The 16,869-nt window shown below is 70.5% G+C and carries 17 protein-coding genes; 12 read left to right on the top strand and 5 right to left on the bottom strand.

Features of this window, described 5'->3' with window-relative positions; translation table 11 throughout:
• The first annotated feature begins 1 nt into the window (after position 1).
• From dnaJ to ACI2L3_RS05350, 3 genes are all read left to right on the top strand, one after another.
• Positions 2-1,195, top strand: a complete 1,194-nt coding sequence (gene dnaJ / locus ACI2L3_RS05360; protein ID WP_404750969.1) for a molecular chaperone DnaJ — start codon at positions 2-4, stop codon at positions 1,193-1,195.
• Positions 1,196-1,199: 4 nt separating this feature from the next.
• On the top strand, positions 1,200-1,655 hold the full coding sequence (locus tag ACI2L3_RS05355) for a heat shock protein transcriptional repressor HspR (RefSeq protein WP_150170163.1): 456 nt from the start codon (positions 1,200-1,202) through the stop codon (positions 1,653-1,655).
• Positions 1,656-1,776: 121 nt separating this feature from the next.
• Positions 1,777-2,292: a hypothetical protein gene (locus tag ACI2L3_RS05350; RefSeq protein WP_404750968.1), complete on the top strand. Its 516-nt coding sequence runs from the start codon at positions 1,777-1,779 to the stop codon at positions 2,290-2,292.
• A 230-nt stretch (positions 2,293-2,522) separates the two neighbouring features.
• On the opposite strand, the gene ACI2L3_RS05345 is transcribed toward ACI2L3_RS05350, so the two are convergent.
• From ACI2L3_RS05345 to ACI2L3_RS05335, 3 genes are all read right to left on the bottom strand, one after another.
• A complete protein-coding gene (locus ACI2L3_RS05345; RefSeq protein WP_404750967.1) occupies positions 2,523-3,359 on the bottom strand; it encodes a LuxR C-terminal-related transcriptional regulator in 837 nt (278 codons plus the stop codon).
• A gap of 102 nt (positions 3,360-3,461) precedes the next feature.
• Positions 3,462-4,478: a LuxR C-terminal-related transcriptional regulator gene (locus ACI2L3_RS05340; RefSeq protein ID WP_404750966.1), complete on the bottom strand. Its 1,017-nt coding sequence runs from the start codon at positions 4,476-4,478 to the stop codon at positions 3,462-3,464.
• A gap of 24 nt (positions 4,479-4,502) precedes the next feature.
• Positions 4,503-5,492 carry a helix-turn-helix transcriptional regulator gene (locus tag ACI2L3_RS05335; protein WP_404750965.1) on the bottom strand — a complete coding sequence of 330 codons (990 nt, stop codon included), beginning with the start codon at positions 5,490-5,492 and terminating at the stop codon, positions 4,503-4,505.
• A 394-nt stretch (positions 5,493-5,886) separates the two neighbouring features.
• Here ACI2L3_RS05335 and ACI2L3_RS05330 point away from each other — a divergent pair, with 394 nt between their 5' ends.
• Positions 5,887-6,243 (top strand): hypothetical protein, encoded by a 357-nt coding sequence (locus ACI2L3_RS05330; protein WP_362987996.1) that lies wholly within the window; start codon positions 5,887-5,889, stop codon positions 6,241-6,243.
• A gap of 122 nt (positions 6,244-6,365) precedes the next feature.
• Here the strand turns inward: ACI2L3_RS05330 and ACI2L3_RS05325 are convergent, their stop codons facing one another.
• Positions 6,366-6,791 carry a pyridoxamine 5'-phosphate oxidase family protein gene (locus tag ACI2L3_RS05325; protein ID WP_404750964.1) on the bottom strand — a complete coding sequence of 142 codons (426 nt, stop codon included), beginning with the start codon at positions 6,789-6,791 and terminating at the stop codon, positions 6,366-6,368.
• 171 nt (positions 6,792-6,962) lie between these two features.
• Between ACI2L3_RS05325 and clpB the strand changes: the two genes are divergently transcribed.
• Positions 6,963-9,581 carry an ATP-dependent chaperone ClpB gene (gene clpB / locus ACI2L3_RS05320; protein ID WP_404750963.1) on the top strand — a complete coding sequence of 873 codons (2,619 nt, stop codon included), beginning with the start codon at positions 6,963-6,965 and terminating at the stop codon, positions 9,579-9,581.
• A gap of 216 nt (positions 9,582-9,797) precedes the next feature.
• A complete protein-coding gene (locus tag ACI2L3_RS05315; RefSeq protein WP_404750962.1) occupies positions 9,798-10,340 on the top strand; it encodes a YbjN domain-containing protein in 543 nt (180 codons plus the stop codon).
• Positions 10,341-10,417: 77 nt separating this feature from the next.
• Here the strand turns inward: ACI2L3_RS05315 and ACI2L3_RS05310 are convergent, their stop codons facing one another.
• Positions 10,418-11,626, bottom strand: coding sequence for a pyridoxal phosphate-dependent aminotransferase (locus ACI2L3_RS05310; RefSeq protein WP_404750961.1), 1,209 nt, complete (start codon positions 11,624-11,626; stop codon positions 10,418-10,420).
• Positions 11,627-11,753: 127 nt separating this feature from the next.
• Between ACI2L3_RS05310 and ACI2L3_RS05305 the strand changes: the two genes are divergently transcribed.
• The 6 genes from ACI2L3_RS05305 to pyrE all read left to right on the top strand — a co-directional run bounded on the left by ACI2L3_RS05305 (position 11,754) and on the right by pyrE (position 16,810).
• On the top strand, positions 11,754-12,017 hold the full coding sequence (locus ACI2L3_RS05305; protein ID WP_404750960.1) for a hypothetical protein: 264 nt from the start codon (positions 11,754-11,756) through the stop codon (positions 12,015-12,017).
• A gap of 365 nt (positions 12,018-12,382) precedes the next feature.
• A complete protein-coding gene (locus ACI2L3_RS05300; RefSeq protein ID WP_404750959.1) occupies positions 12,383-12,907 on the top strand; it encodes a DUF2617 family protein in 525 nt (174 codons plus the stop codon).
• 61 nt (positions 12,908-12,968) lie between these two features.
• A complete protein-coding gene (locus tag ACI2L3_RS05295) occupies positions 12,969-14,537 on the top strand; it encodes a polyamine aminopropyltransferase (RefSeq protein ID WP_404750958.1) in 1,569 nt (522 codons plus the stop codon).
• Between the two features lie 57 nt (positions 14,538-14,594).
• Positions 14,595-15,431 (top strand): SRPBCC domain-containing protein, encoded by an 837-nt coding sequence (locus tag ACI2L3_RS05290; protein WP_404750957.1) that lies wholly within the window; start codon positions 14,595-14,597, stop codon positions 15,429-15,431.
• 25 nt (positions 15,432-15,456) lie between these two features.
• Entirely contained in the window at positions 15,457-16,251 is a 795-nt protein-coding gene (locus tag ACI2L3_RS05285) for an aldose 1-epimerase (RefSeq protein ID WP_404750956.1), read from the top strand.
• Positions 16,252-16,261: 10 nt separating this feature from the next.
• Complete coding sequence (gene pyrE / locus ACI2L3_RS05280; protein ID WP_404750955.1) at positions 16,262-16,810, top strand: orotate phosphoribosyltransferase; 549 nt, start codon at positions 16,262-16,264, stop codon at positions 16,808-16,810.
• The last annotated feature ends 59 nt before the right edge of the window (positions 16,811-16,869 follow it).

Below are 16,869 nucleotides of genomic sequence, written 5' to 3'. Positions count from 1 at the left end.
GATGAGCACCAAGGACTTCATCGAGAAGGACTACTACAAGGTCCTCGGCGTCCCCAAGGACGCCACCGAAGCCGAGATCAAGAAGGCGTACCGGAAGCTCGCACGCGAGAACCACCCGGACGCCAACAAGGGCAACACCAAGGCGGAGGAGCGCTTCAAGGAGATCTCCGAGGCGAACGACGTCCTCGGCGACCCCAAGAAGCGCAAGGAGTACGACGAAGCGCGTGCTCTCTTCGGCAACGGTGGATTCCGGCAGGGCCCCGGAGCCGGCGGCGGATCGTTCAACTTCGACCTGGGCGACCTCTTCGGAGGCGGCGCCCCGGGTGGCGGTGGAGCGGCCGGCGGCGGCTTCGGGGGCGGCCTCGGTGACGTCTTCGGGGGCCTGTTCAACCGCGGCGGCGCGGGTGCCGGAGCCGGTACGCGTACGCAGCCGAGGCGCGGCCAGGACGTCGAGTCCGAGGTCACGCTGAGCTTCACGGAGGCGGTGGACGGTGCGACCGTGCCGCTCCGGATGTCCTCCCAGGCACCCTGCAAGGCGTGCTCCGGCACCGGCGACAAGAACGGCACACCGCGCGTGTGCCCGACCTGTGTCGGCACGGGCCAGGTCTCGCGGGGCGGCGGCGGAGGGTTCTCCCTCACCGACCCGTGCATGGACTGCAAGGGCCGCGGGCTGATCGCCCAGGACCCCTGTGAGGTCTGCGGCGGCAGCGGCCGCGCCAAGTCGTCGCGCACCATGCAGGTGCGGATCCCGGCCGGTGTCTCGGACGGGCAGCGCATCCGCCTGCGCGGCAAGGGCGCGCCCGGCGAGCGGGGCGGTCCGGCGGGCGACCTCTACGTGGTCGTGCACGTCGACACCCACCCGGTCTTCGGCCGCAAGGGCGACAACCTGACGGTCACGGTTCCGGTGACGTACCCCGAGGCGACGCTGGGCGGCGAGGTGAAGGTGCCCACCCTGGGCGGCCCGCCCGTCACCCTGAAGCTCCCCGCCGGCACGCCCAACGGCCGTACGATGCGGGCCCGCGGCAAGGGCGCGGTCCGCAAGGACGGCACCCGGGGCGACCTCCTGGTGACGGTGGAGGTGTCGGTTCCGACATCTCTCTCCGACTCCGCGAAGGAAGCCCTGGAGTCCTACCGCAAGGCGACTGCGGGCGACGACCCGCGGGCAGAACTGTTCCAGGCCGCGAAGGGAGCGTGACCCCATGGATAGGGTCGGCCGTCGTCGTAATCCGTACCAACTCACCGACGAGACACCCGTGTACGTCATCTCGGTGGCCGCCCAGCTGAGCGGTCTGCATCCGCAGACGCTGCGGCAGTACGACCGTCTCGGGCTGGTCTCCCCGGACCGCACGGCGGGCCGCGGCCGACGCTATTCCGCCCGCGACATCGAACTGCTCCGCACGGTGCAGCAGTTGTCGCAGGAAGAGGGCATCAACCTCGCCGGCATCAAGCGCATCATCGAGCTGGAGAACCAGGTGGCGGCCCTCCAGTCCCGTGTCGCGGAGCTCTCCGCGGCGGTGGACGGAGCCGCCGCGGCGATGCAGCAGCGGGAGGCGGCGGTGCACGCCTCGTACCGCCGCGATCTCGTCCCCTACCAGGACGTGCAGCAGGCGAGTGCGCTGGTGGTGTGGCGGCCGAAGCGGTCGACCGAACAGTAGTTTCCATGGCCCGGTCACTGATCACGGGCTGAGTACTCTGAAGCGGGGCCGGGAGGTGATGACCTCCCGGCCCCGCTTCAATGCGTACGTAAGGGTCTGGGTACGGGGAGTTGAACTGACCATGGCCATGGTGGGCCTGTTCTGGATCGCCGAGGGCGATGTGTACGTGGGGGCGAAGCCGGCAGGCCTCGCCCCCGGGGTGCGGCTGACGCCGGAGGGCGTACTGGCCCTCGGCGACAAGCAGTCCGGAGTGTGGCCGTGGGAGGACATACACGCGCTGACCGTCGACAACGTTCCGGTGAAGACCCTGAAGCGGCAGGTGGGCGCGGTGGTCGACCTGGCCCTGACGGTGGGCCTCGGCGGCAGCGACGAGGCCCCGACGGTGACGGTACGTCTCACTGACGCCGAGGGCGAGGACACGGAACTGACGGCGTACACGGCGGCGGCGGTCGGCTACTCCCAAACGGAGTACGACCTCTCCCGCGAACTCCTGTCCCGCCTCACGGAGGGCGCGGGCTCCCTCCTCACCACCCTGACCGCGATGTCCGACTGGGGCCGCCGCCATGAGGGCGGGTCGCCGCGGGCGGGGGTGCGGGAGGCGCTGCTGCGGGAGTGGGTGAAGGAGGCGGGCGGCTGACCCGGTCCGGCCGTACGACGGCGAACGCCCCGGATGGCTACGGGGGGCAGCCGACCCGGGGCGTTCAGGGGAAGCGGGAGAGGCTCACCGGCCGGCTGGCTGGGGCTGCCTCCTCCGCTGCCGTCCACTGTGCAGGCCGGACGCAGGGTCCGGTAGCGCCATCTTGTTGCGCCGCAGCGAGCTGAGGCCCGCGCGAACCGCGACAATCCGTACGCTTACACGCTTACGCTTCACTCGGCGCGCCGCAGAATCCCGGACTGCCCGATCAGGAAACCGAGTTGGGCCCGGCTGCTGCTGCCGAGGGTCGCGGCGAGTTTGGCGATGTGGACGCGGGCGGTGCGGATGTTCATGCCGAGCCGGTCGGCGATCTCGGCGTCGGTGAGGCCTTCGACGAGGAGCCCGGCGATGGCGCGCTGCCGTGGGGTGATGCCGCCCTCGGCGGGCTGCGGCGCGGCCTGCGGCCACATGGGCGTGGCGAGCCGCCACAGCCGCCAGAAGGTGGTGGCGAAGTACTCGACGAGGGCGGGGTGGCGCAGTTCGAGGGCGACGCTGCGGTCCTTGCTCGCCGGAATGAACGCAACGGTCCGGTCGAACACGAAGAGCCGGTCGGTGACCTCGTCGAGAGTGCGCGCCTCGGTGTCGCCGTCGAGCTGCTCGAAGTAGGCGAGGACGGGCAGAGAATGGCGCGTTGTGTGCTGGTAGAGCGTCCTCATCCGGCATCCCCGGGTGAGGATCGCCTGGTCCCGGGGGAAGACTTCGGCCAAGGTCTCGGGCGGCCGCGTCCCCCCGGGCTGGACGGCCAGGAACTCCTCGGTGACCTCGTTCATGGCGCGGTCGATGGCCGAGTTGATGCGGTCGAGCCCGTCGAGGACGGTGACGGTGGCGCTGGTGGGGTGCAGCCACTGCGTGTCGTCGACGCCGGGCTGCAGAAGGCCGAGGTGAAGGAGGCACGGGGCCGGTTCGGTGGCTCTGCGGTGGATCCGGCCTTCGCGCAGGGCCCGGGCGTAGACGGACAGACCGGCTTCGCAGAGCTCTTCGAGAGTGTGGGGTAAGTGCTTCGTGGCCATGCGAGCCCCCTCCTGCCTGGTTGAAGCGACGCGATTCTATGCAGGCGTGGAGAGGGCGGACCGGATGCCGTAGTTGAAGTGTCTGCTTCTGGACGGCTGCTTCTACGTGTCCGAATCCTCACGCTCGGTACCGACGCCGGTACGCCTGCCATCGGCATGGTCAAGAATCCCGGACCGGCCGATGAGGAAGCCGAGTTGGGCGCGGCTGTTGCTGCCGAGGGTGGCGGCGAGTTTGGCGATGTGGACGCGGGCAGTGCGGATGTTCATGCCGAGGCGGGTGGCTATTTCGGCGTCGGTGAGGCCTTCGACGAGGAGGCCGGCGATGGCGTGCTGCCGGGTGGTGATGCCGTTCTCGGCGGGTTGGGGAGCGGCTTGGGGCCACATGGGGGTGGCCAGACGCCACAGTCGCCAGAAGGTGGTGGTGAAGTACTCGACGAGGGCGGGGTGGCGGAGTTCGAGGGCCATGGTGCGGTCTTTGCTGGCCGGGATGAAGGCCACGGTCCGGTCGAAGACGAAGAGGCGCTCGGTGACCTCGTCGAGGGTGCGCGCCTCGACGTCGCCGACGAGCTGTTCGTAGTGGGCGATCACGGGGAGCGCATGGCGCGTCGTGTGCTGGTAGAGCGTCCGCATACGTGCCCCGCGGGACAGAATCCGCTGCTCGCGCGGGCGAGTCCGCTCCAGGGATTCGGGCGGGCGGACTCCGCCGGGCTGAATGATGAGTACTTCTTCCGAGGCGTCGCTGATGGCTCGTTCCAGTGCCGCTTGGATGCGTGGCATCCCCTTGAGGGCGGTCACGGCGGGGGACGTGCTGGTGGCCACGGCGGGAGCGTCGAGGAGGAACGGCTCGAACAGCGTGGTGAGTCTGTCTTCGCGGTGGCGGTGAAGGGCGACCTGGTCCTCGATGGTGCGCAGGAGGCGGGGGAGAGCGACGGCCGGTGCGGTGGGACGCAGCCACCGCATGTCGTCGAGGTCCGGGTGGAGGAGGCCGAAGTCGACGAGGCAGGGGACTTCCACGGCGGCCTCATCAGGGACACGCCCCTCACGCAAGGCGCGGGCGTAGATGCTGAGCCCCGCCTCACACAGCTCTTCGACGGGGTGCGGTACGTGGTTCGAGGCCATGTGTGCTCCCTGCCGCTGGTCCGGTCACTTCGGATGGTCCTGGTCGAGGATGCCGGACTGGGCGATCAGGTAGCCGAGTTGCGCGCGGCTGCCGCTGCCGAGTGCGGCGGCGATCTTGGCTATGTGGGCGCGGCAGGTGCGGACGTTCATGCCGAGGCGGCGGGCTATGGCCTCGTCGACGTGGCCTTCGATGAGGAGTTTGGCTATGGAGCGCTGGACGCCGGTGATCCCTCCGGTCGGAGGGTCGTAAGGTGCCTCGTCGAGGAGGGGGGACGCGCGACGCCAGAGTTGTTCGAATACCTTTGCCAGGTAACCGACGAGGCCGCTGTGCCGGATCTCCAGGGCCACTTGATGATCGTCCTGAGCGGGTATGAAGGCGACCGAACGGTCGAAGATCATGAGTCGCTCTATGAGCTCCTCCAGAGTGCGCACCTCGACCTTGCCCTGTTTCATGTATTCGGCGTAGGCAATGGTTCCCTGGCTGTGCCGGGCGGTGTGCTGGTAGAGCGTACGCATCGTGATGCCGCGCTCGATGATTCCCTGGCTCCGCTGCACTGCCTCGGTGAGGACCGCTTCGCTTCGCCCGCCGCCGGGCTGGACGGTGAGAATCTCGGACTGGCATTCCGCGGTGGCGACGTCGATGGCCGCATTGATGCGGATCGCGCCCTCCAGGACGGTGATGGCATGGTCGGCAGGGCGGTCCAGCGCGCTGATGGCCATGAATGGCTCAAAGGCATCAGTGAGTTCGATGGCGAGGGTCCTGCGCTGCAAAATCTCCCGTTCGATGGGGTGGAGGCGCTGCGCCAGCACGGAGGTGGGCGACGCCGGCCGTAGCCAGTCCGGGTCGTCCGGGTCGGGGTGCAAAAGGGCGAACTCCATCAGGCACGGCGCGGCCTCCGCTTCGCTGCGGCGGACGCGTCCGGTGCGCAGCGCACTGGCGTAAAGCCGCTTGCCGTCGGCGCATAGTTCAACCACGGAGTGCAGATGTGTCCCAATTGGGCTTTTTGTTGTCATGCCTCCACCCCCCAGGGTCCTGAACGTGCAGGAACATGATGCATCGGTCCTGTGGTGCTCGCATGGCTGAATGAGCCATCGTCTTGGAAGGCCGGGGGAGAGTCGCTATGGAAGTGAGGACGAAGCCCGCTATGCGCAAGGGAATGCTTCGCTCGGTACTTGTCGGTACCTTCTCCGCTGGGTTGGCCATCAGTGCATTCAGCGGCCTTGATCTGGGATCAGGAGCCGGAAGCGCCAAGGCGGTTGCCTCAGAGCCGAGGATGGGGACGCAGGACATCGTCTGGACGTCTGGCCCGGCCGGGGACATCGTCTGGGCGGCGGACTCGAAGGACGACATTGTCTGGGGCGCCAAGTCGGCCGGAAGTAAGCCCTCCGCGGTGAGGGGGGTCACGGCATGAGCACCCCTCCCGACGACCGCACCTTCCGCCGAGAAATGGCCACCGCCTACCGCTCCGGTTGGCACTTCATCGATCTGGTGACCGCGATCCCCCACCGCGGTGACTCGTTGATGGTGACCCTGCTCGGTGAGCCGATCGTCGTCACTCGTGATGACGAGGAGGAGATACGGGCGTACCGGTGCCTGCGGCGGCCCAGAGGTGCGCCGCAGCCTGTGCGGTGTGCCATCCGGTACGGGATGGTGTTCGTCAATCTCGACCGGCGCGACCACCAGATGGTCGGACAGCAGGAGCAGCAGGGCCCGGACGCCATGGGCGTCTCGGACAACATCACAGCCACCCCCCGCAGTGCCTGACGCGATTCCCCCGTCGTTGTAAATCGCGCAGGCGCTTCCCCCAGCAGCGGCGCCACCGTGGACCTGAACACGGTGGCGCCGCTGTGGTGTGTGCCGGAGTGGGAGTACGTACGGGCGCGGTGTCACGCCTTGCCGAGTGCTCGGGTCAGGGTGATCTCGATCAGGACCCGGTCGGGGTTCGGGGACGGGCGGCGTTCGTAGCGTTCCTCGTAGCGGTCTTCCGCTTCCGCTATCGCCTCCGGTTCCGTTCTGATGGCCGCGTGGCCCTCCAGCGTCGCCCAGCGCCGGCCCGCGAACTGGCAGACCGCGACCCGTGCCCCGGGGCCGTCCACGCCCGTCGCCGCCAGGATGTGCGCGACCTTCCGGCTCGTCTTGCGGGCGAGGACGCGGGCGACCCCCGCCTCCGGGTCGTACGTCACGCCGACCGGCACCACGTGCGGGGTGCCGTCCGGGCGGAGCGTCGTCAGGGTGCAGAGGTGCCGTTCACGCCAGAAGCTGAGGTAGGGCTCGGGCGGACGGGACGGGTCTATGCGCGGGGTCGGGGCCATGACCAGGGAACATAGCCGCCCGGGCTTTCCAGCCCCTCCTTGAGTGGAATAGACTCAACTTTGTGTACGTTGACTAAGTCAGTGTGGGAGGGGGACCCGGAAGCCGGGACCCCATGGCCCGCGCACGACTCCGTAGGACTCCGCAGGACCCCGTAAGGAGGAGAGGCGCACGTGGACGCCGAGCTGACCAACAGGAGCCGGGACGCGATCAACGCGGCCAGCAGCCGCGCGGTCAAGGACGGTCACCCCGACCTGACCCCCGCGCACCTGCTGCTCGCGCTGCTGGAGGGTGAGGACAACGAGAACATCGTCGACCTGCTCGCCGCGGTCGACGCCGACCAGGCCGCCGTGCGCGGGGACACCGAGCGCGTCCTCGCGGGGCTGCCCAGCGTGACCGGGTCCACCGTCGCGCCGCCCCAGCCCGACCGCGAGCTGCTGGCCGTCGTGTCCGACGCCGGGCAGCGCGCGAAGGAGCTCGGGGACGACTACCTGTCCACCGAGCACCTGCTCATCGCCATCGCGGCCAAGGGCGGCAAGGCCGGGGACGTACTCACTCAGCACGGGGCCGGCAGCAGGAAGCTGCTGGACGCATTCGAGAAGACAAGGGGAGGGCGCCGGGTGACCACACCCGACCCCGAGGGTCAGTACAAGGCGCTGGAGAAGTTCGGCACCGATTTCACGGCGGCGGCGCGCGAAGGGCGCCTCGACCCCGTCATCGGGCGGGATCAGGAGATCCGGCGGGTGGTCCAGGTGCTGTCGCGGCGGACCAAGAACAATCCCGTTCTCATCGGTGAGCCCGGTGTGGGCAAGACCGCCGTCGTGGAAGGGCTCGCCCAGCGCATCGTGAAGGGGGACGTCCCCGAGTCGCTGAAGAACAAGCGGCTCGTCTCCCTCGACCTCGGCGCGATGGTCGCCGGCGCCAAATACCGCGGCGAGTTCGAGGAGCGGCTCAAGACCGTCCTCTCCGAGATCAAGGAGAGCGACGGGCAGATCGTCACCTTCATCGACGAGCTGCACACCGTCGTGGGCGCGGGCGCGGGCGGCGACTCCGCCATGGACGCCGGGAACATGCTCAAGCCCATGCTCGCCCGCGGTGAGCTGCGGATGGTGGGTGCCACCACCCTGGACGAGTACCGGGAGCGCATCGAGAAGGACCCCGCTCTGGAGCGCCGCTTCCAGCAGGTCCTCGTCGCCGAGCCGAGCGTCGAGGACTCCATCGCGATCCTGCGCGGCCTCAAGGGGCGGTACGAGGCCCACCACAAGGTCCAGATCGCCGACAGCGCGCTCGTCGCGGCCGCCACGCTCTCCGACCGGTACATCACCTCCCGTTTCCTCCCCGACAAGGCCATCGACCTCGTCGACGAGGCCGCGTCCCGGCTCCGCATGGAGATCGACTCCTCGCCCGTCGAGATCGACGAACTCCAGCGCGCCGTCGACCGGCTGAAGATGGAGGAGCTGGCGCTCAGCAAGGAGACCGACCCGGCGAGCAAGCAGCGCCTGGAGAAGCTGCGGCGCGACCTCGCCGACAAGGAGGAGGAGCTGCGCGGCCTGAACGCCCGCTGGGAGAAGGAGAAGCAGTCCCTCAACCGCGTCGGCGCGCTGAAGGAGAAGCTCGACGAACTGCGCGGGCAGGCCGAGCGCGCCCAGCGGGACGGCGACTTCGACACCGCGAGCAAGCTCCTCTACGGAGAGATCCCCGCCCTGGAGCGCGACCTCGAAGCGGCCTCCGAGGCCGAGGAGGAGGCCGCCGCCCAGTCCAAGGACACCATGGTGAAGGAGGAGGTCGGTCCCGACGACATCGCCGATGTGGTCGGCGCCTGGACCGGTATCCCCGCCGGGCGGCTCCTGGAGGGCGAGACGCAGAAGCTGCTGCGCATGGAGGACGAGCTCGGCAAGCGGCTCATCGGCCAGACCGAGGCCGTGCGGGCCGTGTCGGACGCGGTGCGCCGCACGCGCGCCGGTATCGCCGACCCGGACCGGCCCACCGGGTCGTTCCTCTTCCTCGGCCCGACCGGCGTCGGCAAGACCGAGCTCGCCAAGGCCCTCGCGGACTTCCTCTTCGACGACGAGCGGGCCATGGTCCGCATCGACATGAGCGAGTACGGCGAGAAGCACAGCGTGGCCCGCCTCGTCGGCGCGCCTCCCGGGTACGTCGGGTACGAGGAGGGCGGCCAGCTCACCGAGGCGGTGCGGCGGCGCCCGTACAGCGTCGTCCTCCTCGACGAGGTCGAGAAGGCGCACCCGGAGGTCTTCGACATCCTGCTCCAGGTGCTCGACGACGGCCGGCTCACCGACGGACAGGGGCGGACGGTCGACTTCCGCAACACGATCCTGGTCCTTACGTCCAACCTGGGCAGCCAGTACCTGGTCGAGCCGCTCACCTCCGAGGAGGAGAAGAAGCAGCAGGTACTGGAGGTCGTCCGGTCGTCCTTCAAGCCGGAGTTCCTCAACCGGCTCGACGACCTCGTCGTCTTCTCCGCGCTCAGCAAGGACGAGCTGGCGCACATCGCCGAGCTGCAGATCGCCCGCCTCGCCAAGCGGCTCGCGGACCGCCGGCTCACGCTGGACGTCACGCCCGAGGCGCTGGCCTGGCTGGCGGACGAGGGCAACGATCCGGCGTACGGGGCGCGGCCCCTGCGGCGCCTCATCCAGACCTCCATCGGCGACCGCCTCGCCAAGGAGATCCTCTCGGGTGAGGTCAAGGACGGCGACGTGGTCCGCGTCGACCGCTTCGAGGACGGCCTGATCGTCGGCCCGGCGCAGGGCACCCCTACGGGCAAGTCTCTGTAGCCCGCCGGGTGCGGCGTCTCTGTGGTTGCTCGCGCAGTTCCCCGCGCCCCTGACGGGGCGCGGAGCGCCCGCCCAGGGGCGCGGGGAACTGCGCGAGGACGGACCACTGCCCGCAGTCGGGAGCGACAGGAACCGGGCAGACGGGGCTCCGGGCTTGCCCCCCGGGGGGCCTCCTGGGAGAGGATGGCGGCAATCCGTACGAAGGGACACAAGAACGTGAGCATCGACCCGTCCTCGATTCCGAATTTCGGGGGACAGCCCGATCCGCAGCAGGGCGCAGGACCGGCGGGCCCCGTCGTCCCCGACCAGGACCTGGTCAAGCAGCTCCTGGACCAGATGGAGCTCAAGCACGTCGTCGACGACGAGGGTGACCTCGCGGCGCCGTGGGAGGAGTTCCGTACGTACTTCATGTTCCGTGGCGAGGACGACCAGCAGGTCTTCTCGGTGCGGACGTTCTACGACCGGCCGCACCAGATCGAGGAGAAGCAGCGGCTTCTCGAGTCGATCGACGACTGGAACCGCCGCACGCTGTGGCCGAAGGTCTACAGCCACACGCACGACGACGGCACGGTCCGCCTCATCGGCGAGGCGCAGATGCTGATCGGCACCGGTGTCTCGCTGGAGCACTTCGTGTCGTCGACGGTCAGCTGGGTGCGTGCCGCGATCGAGTTCGACCGCTGGCTCGTGGAGCAGCTGGGCCTGGAGGCCGAGGTCGACGCGGCCGAGGGCGAAGAGAAGCCGGGCGACGAACAGGCCTGAGCCAGGCAGCCGTAAGCGCGTGAGAGCCCGGCGGGGTGCACATCACCCCGCCGGGCTCTCTCACGTCATATGGGCGGTCAGCCCGCCAGCGACTTGAGGCGCGTCACCGCCTCCTCCAGGACGGCCGTCTTCTTGCAGAAGGCGAAGCGGACGAAGGGCGCACCCGCCTCCCGGTGGTCGTAGAAGACCGCGTTCGGGATGGCGACGACGCCCGCCCGCTCCGGGAGCGAGCGGCAGAAGGCGAAGCCGTCGGTGGTGCCGAGCGGGGTGATGTCGGTCGTGATGAAGTACGTGCCGGCCGGGCGGTAGACGTCGAAGCCCGCCGCCGTGAGGCCCGCGCCGAGGAGGTCCCGCTTGGCCAGCATGTCGGCGCGGAAGTCGTCGAAGTAGGAGGCGGGGAGGGCGAGCGCCTCGGCGATGGCGTACTGGAAGGGTCCGGAGGCGACGTACGTGAGGAACTGCTTCGCCGAGCGGACCGCCGCGACCAGCTCCGGCGACGCGGTGATCCAGCCGACCTTCCAGCCCGTGAACGAGAACGTCTTGCCCGCCGAGCCGATGCTGACCGTGCGCTCGCGCATGCCGGGGAAGGTGGCGAGCGGGATGTGCTCGGCGTCGTCGAAGACCAGGTGTTCGTAGACCTCGTCGGTGACGACCAGGAGGTCGCGCTCGACCGCCAGCTTCGCGATCTCGGTGAGCTCGGCGCGGGTGAGGACGGTGCCGGTCGGGTTGTGCGGGGTGTTGAGGAGAATCAGCCGGGTGCGGTCGGTGACCGCGTCGCGCAGCTCGTCCAGGTCGAGGACGAAGCGGCCGTCGCGGGGGCGCAGGGTGACGGGGACGCGTGTGCCGCCGGCCAGGGCGATCGAGGCGGCGTACGAGTCGTAGTAGGGCTCGAGGGCGATGACCTCGTCGCCCGGCTCGACGAGGGCGAGCAGGGACGCGGCGATCGCCTCGGTCGCGCCCGCCGTCACGAGGACTTCGCGGTCGGGGTCGTACGAGAGGGCGTACCGGGCGAGCTGGTGCGCGGCGATCGCCGTGCGGAGCTCCGGGACGCCGGGGCCCGGCGGGTACTGGTTGCCGCGGCCGTCGCGCAGCGCCCGCACCGCGGCCTCCCGCACGGCCTCGGGGCCGTCCGTGTCGGGGAAGCCCTGGCCCAGGTTGATCGCGCCCGTGGTCACCGCGAGCGCGGACATCTCTGCGAAGATCGTCGTGCCGAACTCGGCGAGGCGGCGGTTGAGCAGCGGGCGCTCGCGCCCGGAGGGGCCGGAGGAGGACGTCATGGCGGCCATCCTGCGCCGAACCTCTGGAGTTCCTCAACTCTGCTTTGGGCCGGGTTGGCCCAGGGCATCTCCCTGACACGCAAGGAGCCGGCCCACGGGGGACCTGCTGCGGGGGAACGGAAGGAGCGTGAGGGCCATGTTCGTGGCTTTCGTCTTCGTTGCGGTGCTGATCTTCGCCTTGGTCGCGACGATGAGCTACGGGGGGCGGGGCCGGCGCCGCGACAGGTCGCGGTGGACGACCTCGGGCACGGCGTCGGGTGGTTCGTCGGGCGGCAGCTGGTGGGCCGGGGGCGGCGACGGCGGCGGCGGGCACTCCTGCGGCGGCGGCTCGTCGTGCGGCGGCGGCAGCTCCTCCTGCGGCGGCGGAGGTGGCGGGGGCGGATGCGGCGGAGGCAGCTGACACGGGGCAGCTGGTCCACCGATTCCCACGAGGCGCCCGGCGGGGCAGGCAATTCCCGCCGGGCGCCCGGGCGTTCCGGGATGGCTGTACTGAACAGTTGAACTGTGTGGCCCTCATGGGGATGGAAACGACACGTACTTGGGTAAAAACGCAGTGGCAGCGTCGCCGACCATGATTCCCTCTGAAACGTCAGCACCGCCCTCGGACGTCCGGTACATCCGGCACAGGTTTCCACAGGTTTCACAGACCGCGATCGGGATACCCGTAAGACGTTCTTGTGGGCACGAGCCGGCATTCCGACCTCCCGGAGTCCGTTCTCCGGGTGCGCCGGCCCCACCTCCATTGAGTGTTAGCGGAGCCGACCCATGCTCACAACCCTGAAGACCGTCTATACCGACACGCGCGCCGAGGACCTGGCCTGGGCCCTGGGGCGCGAGCCATTGCCCGCGCTGGCCACCCTCGATTTGGAACTGGCCGACGCGAAAATGCAGTTGAGACTGCTCGGGGCCTCGCACCAGGTACTCCTGGAGGACGAACAGGGCGGTTGTTCAGAGACCGTGGCCTGCATCCCGGGCAGCAGTACGCCCCTTCCGCTCGGCGTTTCGAAACGCGTGGGTGAATGGGAGTACGAATTCGCGGCACGGGTGGAAACTCTGTCGCCGGGTCAGTTCGCGGGCCGGGCACAGGAGTTGCTCGCACTCGTCGCCGAACACCCGCACGGTCTGGCGGGCGTGTTCCCCGGCAGCCCGCACGCTTTCACCGCGCTGCTCGCCCAGCGCCACGAAGGCTCCCTGATGTGGCGCACCTGGCACGCGTACCCCCAGGAGGGCCAGCTCGTGGCGACCCGGACGAGGGTGGGTGCGCGCGTGCCGCTGCCCGCGATGCTCTGAGGGGGAGTTGCACCCATGTGGGGGACTCGGCGTGAGCCGGTGGTGACGTAGCGTTCCAAACGTGCTCGACTCGTCGGTGCGGTTGCCGGTCTCACCCCGGACAGGACGGTTCCTCGTCCTCGTGGGCGTATTCGTCTGCGCCGCCTGCGGCCTCGTCTACGAACTCGAACTCGTCGCCCTCGCCGCCTACTTGATCGGTGACTCCGTCACCCAGGCCTCCGTCGTGCTCTCCGTGATGGTCTTCGCCATGGGCATCGGGTCGCTGCTCGCCAAGCGGCTGCGGCGCCGCGCCGCCGCCTGGTTCGGCCTCGTCGAGGCGGCGCTCGCGCTGGTCGGCGGGTGCAGCGCCATGGCGTTGTACGCGGCGTTCGCGTGGTCCGGCGACAGCGGAGAGGTGTGGGCGGGCGGCTCGCGCTACCTGCTCGTCGCGTTCTCCCTCGCCATCGGCATCCTCATCGGCGCCGAGGTGCCGCTCCTGATGGTGCTCATCCAGCGCATCCGGCGGCAGGACGCGGGCGGCGCCGTCGCCGACCTGTTCGCCGCCGACTACGTGGGCGCCCTGGTCGGCGGGCTCGCCTTCCCCTTTCTGCTGCTTCCGGTGTTCGGGCAGCTGACGGGCGCCCTGTTCACCGGCGCGGTCAACGCCGTCGCGGGCGGCGCGCTCGTCCTCGGCCTGTTCCGGCAGGACCTGAGCGTGCGCGCCCGCTGGGTGCTGCTCACCGCCAACGTGGTGGTCCTCTCCCTGCTCGCCTCCGCCGCCGTGCTCGTCGACGACTTCGAACGGGCCGCGCGGCGCGCGGTGTACGGCGGGGACATCCGGGTCGCCGTACAGACCGACGTCCAGGAGGTCGTCCTCACCGGCGGCCGGCGGGGCTCCCTCGACCTCTTCCTCGACGGCCGGCTGCGCATCAGCGGACGCGACGAGAAGCGCTACCACCGCGGCCTCGTCGCACCCGCGATGCGCGGGCCGCACGCGCGCGTCCTCGTCCTCGGCGGCGGCGACGGCCTCGCCGCCCGCGAGATCCTGCGCCACCCGGGCGTGCGCCGCGTCGACATCGTCGAACTGGACGCCGCCGTCGTCGACCTCGCGCGGCACGACCCGGCCCTGAGCGAGCTCAACGGCCGGGCCTACCGCGACCCCCGGGTGCGGGCGGTGCACACCGACGCGTTCAGCTGGCTGCGCCAGGCCCGCGCCAGGTACGACGTGGTGATCTCCGACCTGCCCGACCCCGGCATCACGGCCAGCACGAAGCTGTACTCCCAGGAGTTCTACGGCCTCGCCACCCGCGTCCTCACCGACGGCGGCAGGATCGCCGTGCACGCGGGGCCGCTGTCGGCCAGGCCGCGCGCCTTCTGGACGGTGGAGGCGACGCTGCGCGCGGCGGGGCTGCGGACGGTGGCGTACCGGGTCGGCGGGCGGCTCTCCGGGTTCGCCGCCGGGCCCGACCGCACGGCGCAGGGGGCCGGGGCGCCCAGCGACTGGGGCTTCGTGCTCGCCTCGCGGACGCGGTCCGTGCTGCTCCGCGCGGCCCGGTCGGACGTGGTGCGTGCCGGGGCGCGGGCGGCCGGGCCGACCCGGCAGCCGGGGCTGCCGCCCTCCACCCTCGTGCATCCGCGTTACGCGAACTGACACACGGACCGGTGAACTGTCGTACAAGTGGCTGCCGCGTGGGTAGGCTCCCCTGCCATGGAGCATGAGGTGTTCGTTCCGGTCTCTGCAGAGCGGCTCCGGCAGGTCCTGGCCGACCCCGAGCGGGTCGCCGGGGCGGTCCCCGGGCTTCAGCGCGACGCGGAGGAGACGGCCGAGCCGCTCTCCGGCCGCCTCAAGGTGCGCGTCGGGGGACACACCATCACGTACCGCGGCGCGGCCAGGACCGATGCCCGCCCGGACGGCACGTACGCCGTCGAGGGCGAGGGCGCGGAGGTGCGCGGCTCCGGGTCCGTGAAGCTGACGCTGACCGTGCGGCTCGTGCCGGCCGTCGCGGGGACCACGCTCGTGTTCGGCGGCAGCGCGACCGCCGACGGCCGGATCACGGAAGGTTCCGCACAGGCTGTGGAGTCCACCGTGCACCGGCTCCTGGAACGGTTCGCGGAGGGGCTCGGCGCGGCGGCGCCGCCCGACACGGCGCCGAGCGAGACCGTCACCGAGGCCGATGACCTCGATGATGTCGACGCCGACGACGACGATGACGACGACGGCATCAACCTCGACGACACCAACGTCCTCGACGAGGTGGACGGCATCGAGGACCTCGAGGACCTCGAAGAACTCGAGAACCTCGACACCATGGACGACATCGGGGACATCGACGTGCCGCCCGCCGAGGCCGCGCACGCGCGCCGCACCATGATCGGCCGCAGCGCCGAGGAGGTCGACCACGCCCCGCCCCGCGGCCGGTACGCGCCCGCGCCCGCCCCCGAGTCCCTCACCGCCAACGCCACGCTCCGCTGGGCCGCGCCCGCCGCCGCGCTCGCGCTGGCGTCGGCGATCGTCGTCGGCCGGGCCCTGCGCCGCCGCCGCTGACCGGTTACGCCGTAGGGTCGGCCCTGTGAGTACCGAAGACGTGATCCTCACCGCGGGCGACGCGGAAGTGACGGTGCAGCCGGGCAACGGCTGCCGTATCGGAAGTCTGCGCGTCGGCGGCGTCGAGCTGCTGCGCCAGGGGAAGAAGTACGGCTGCTTCCCGATGGTGCCGTGGTGCGGCCGGATCAGGGACGGGCGGTTCCGCGACGGCGCGGTGGTCCACCAGATGCCGCTGAACTCCCCGCCGCACGCCATCCACGGCTTCGCCCGGGACGCCGAATGGCGTACGGCACGGACGTCGAAGACCGAGGCCGTCTTCACGTACGACCTGGCCGACCCCTGGCCCCACCCGGGCCGCGTCACCCAGATCGTGGAACTCGGCGAGGACGAGCTGACGCTGCGCCTGGGCATCGAGACGTACGGCGACTCGTTCCCCGCGCAGGCCGGCTGGCACCCCTGGTTCAACCGGGTCCTCGACGGCGGCGGCGAGCCCGTCCGCATCGACTTCGACCCCGCCTGGCAGGAGGAGCGCGGCGACGACCACCTCCCCACCGGCCACCGCGTCGACCCGAAGCCCGGCCCCTGGGACGACTGCTTCGGCATGCCGGACGGTGTCGACGTGACGCTGACCTGGCCCGAGCGGCTCGAAGTGAACGTCAAGAGCCGTGAGCAGTGGGTCGTCGTCTACGACGAGCAGGAGGCCGCGGTCTGCGTCGAACCGCAGACGGGACCGCCCAACGGCCTCAACACCGACCCGCGCCTGGTCACCCCCATCGAGCCCCTGGAGACGGCGACGACCTGGACCTGGCGTCGGCTTTAAGCTCTAGGGCATGACTGACGTACGCGGCGAGCTGCTGCAGCAGATCAAGGACAAGGCCGTCGTGCACGGCAAGGTGACGCTCTCCTCCGGCATGGAGGCCGACTACTACATCGACCTCCGCCGGATCACCCTCGACGGCGAGGCCGCCCCGCTGGTCGGTCAGGTCCTGCTCGACCTGACCGCCGACCTGGACTTCGACGCCGTGGGCGGTCTGACCATGGGCGCCGACCCGGTGGCCGGCGCGATGCTGCACGCGTCCGCCGCCCGCGGCAAGCGCCTCGACGCCTTCGTCGTCCGCAAGGCCGCCAAGGCGCACGGCATGCAGCGCCGCGTCGAGGGCCCCGACATCAAGGGCCGCCGCGTCCTGGTCGTCGAGGACACCTCCACGACCGGCGGCTCGCCGCTGACCGCCGTCGAGGCCGTCCGCGAGGCGGGCGCCGAGGTCGTCGGCGTCGCCACGATCGTGGACCGCGCCACCGGCGCCGGCGAGAAGATCACCGAGGGTGCGGGTGTGCCGTACCTCTTCGCGTACTCCAAGGACGACCTCGGCCTGGACTGACGGCCGGGTCCGTAGGGACCGTCGCGTCTGGAAAGATGGGGGCGACAATGTCGTCGCCC

The sequence above is a fragment of the Streptomyces sp. NPDC029674 genome (genome assembly GCF_044903205.1).
Classification (GTDB): Bacteria; Actinomycetota; Actinomycetes; order Streptomycetales; family Streptomycetaceae; genus Streptomyces.
The sequence above is the reverse complement of the archived record's forward strand: the minus strand, read 5'-3'. Positions and strand labels throughout refer to the sequence as shown.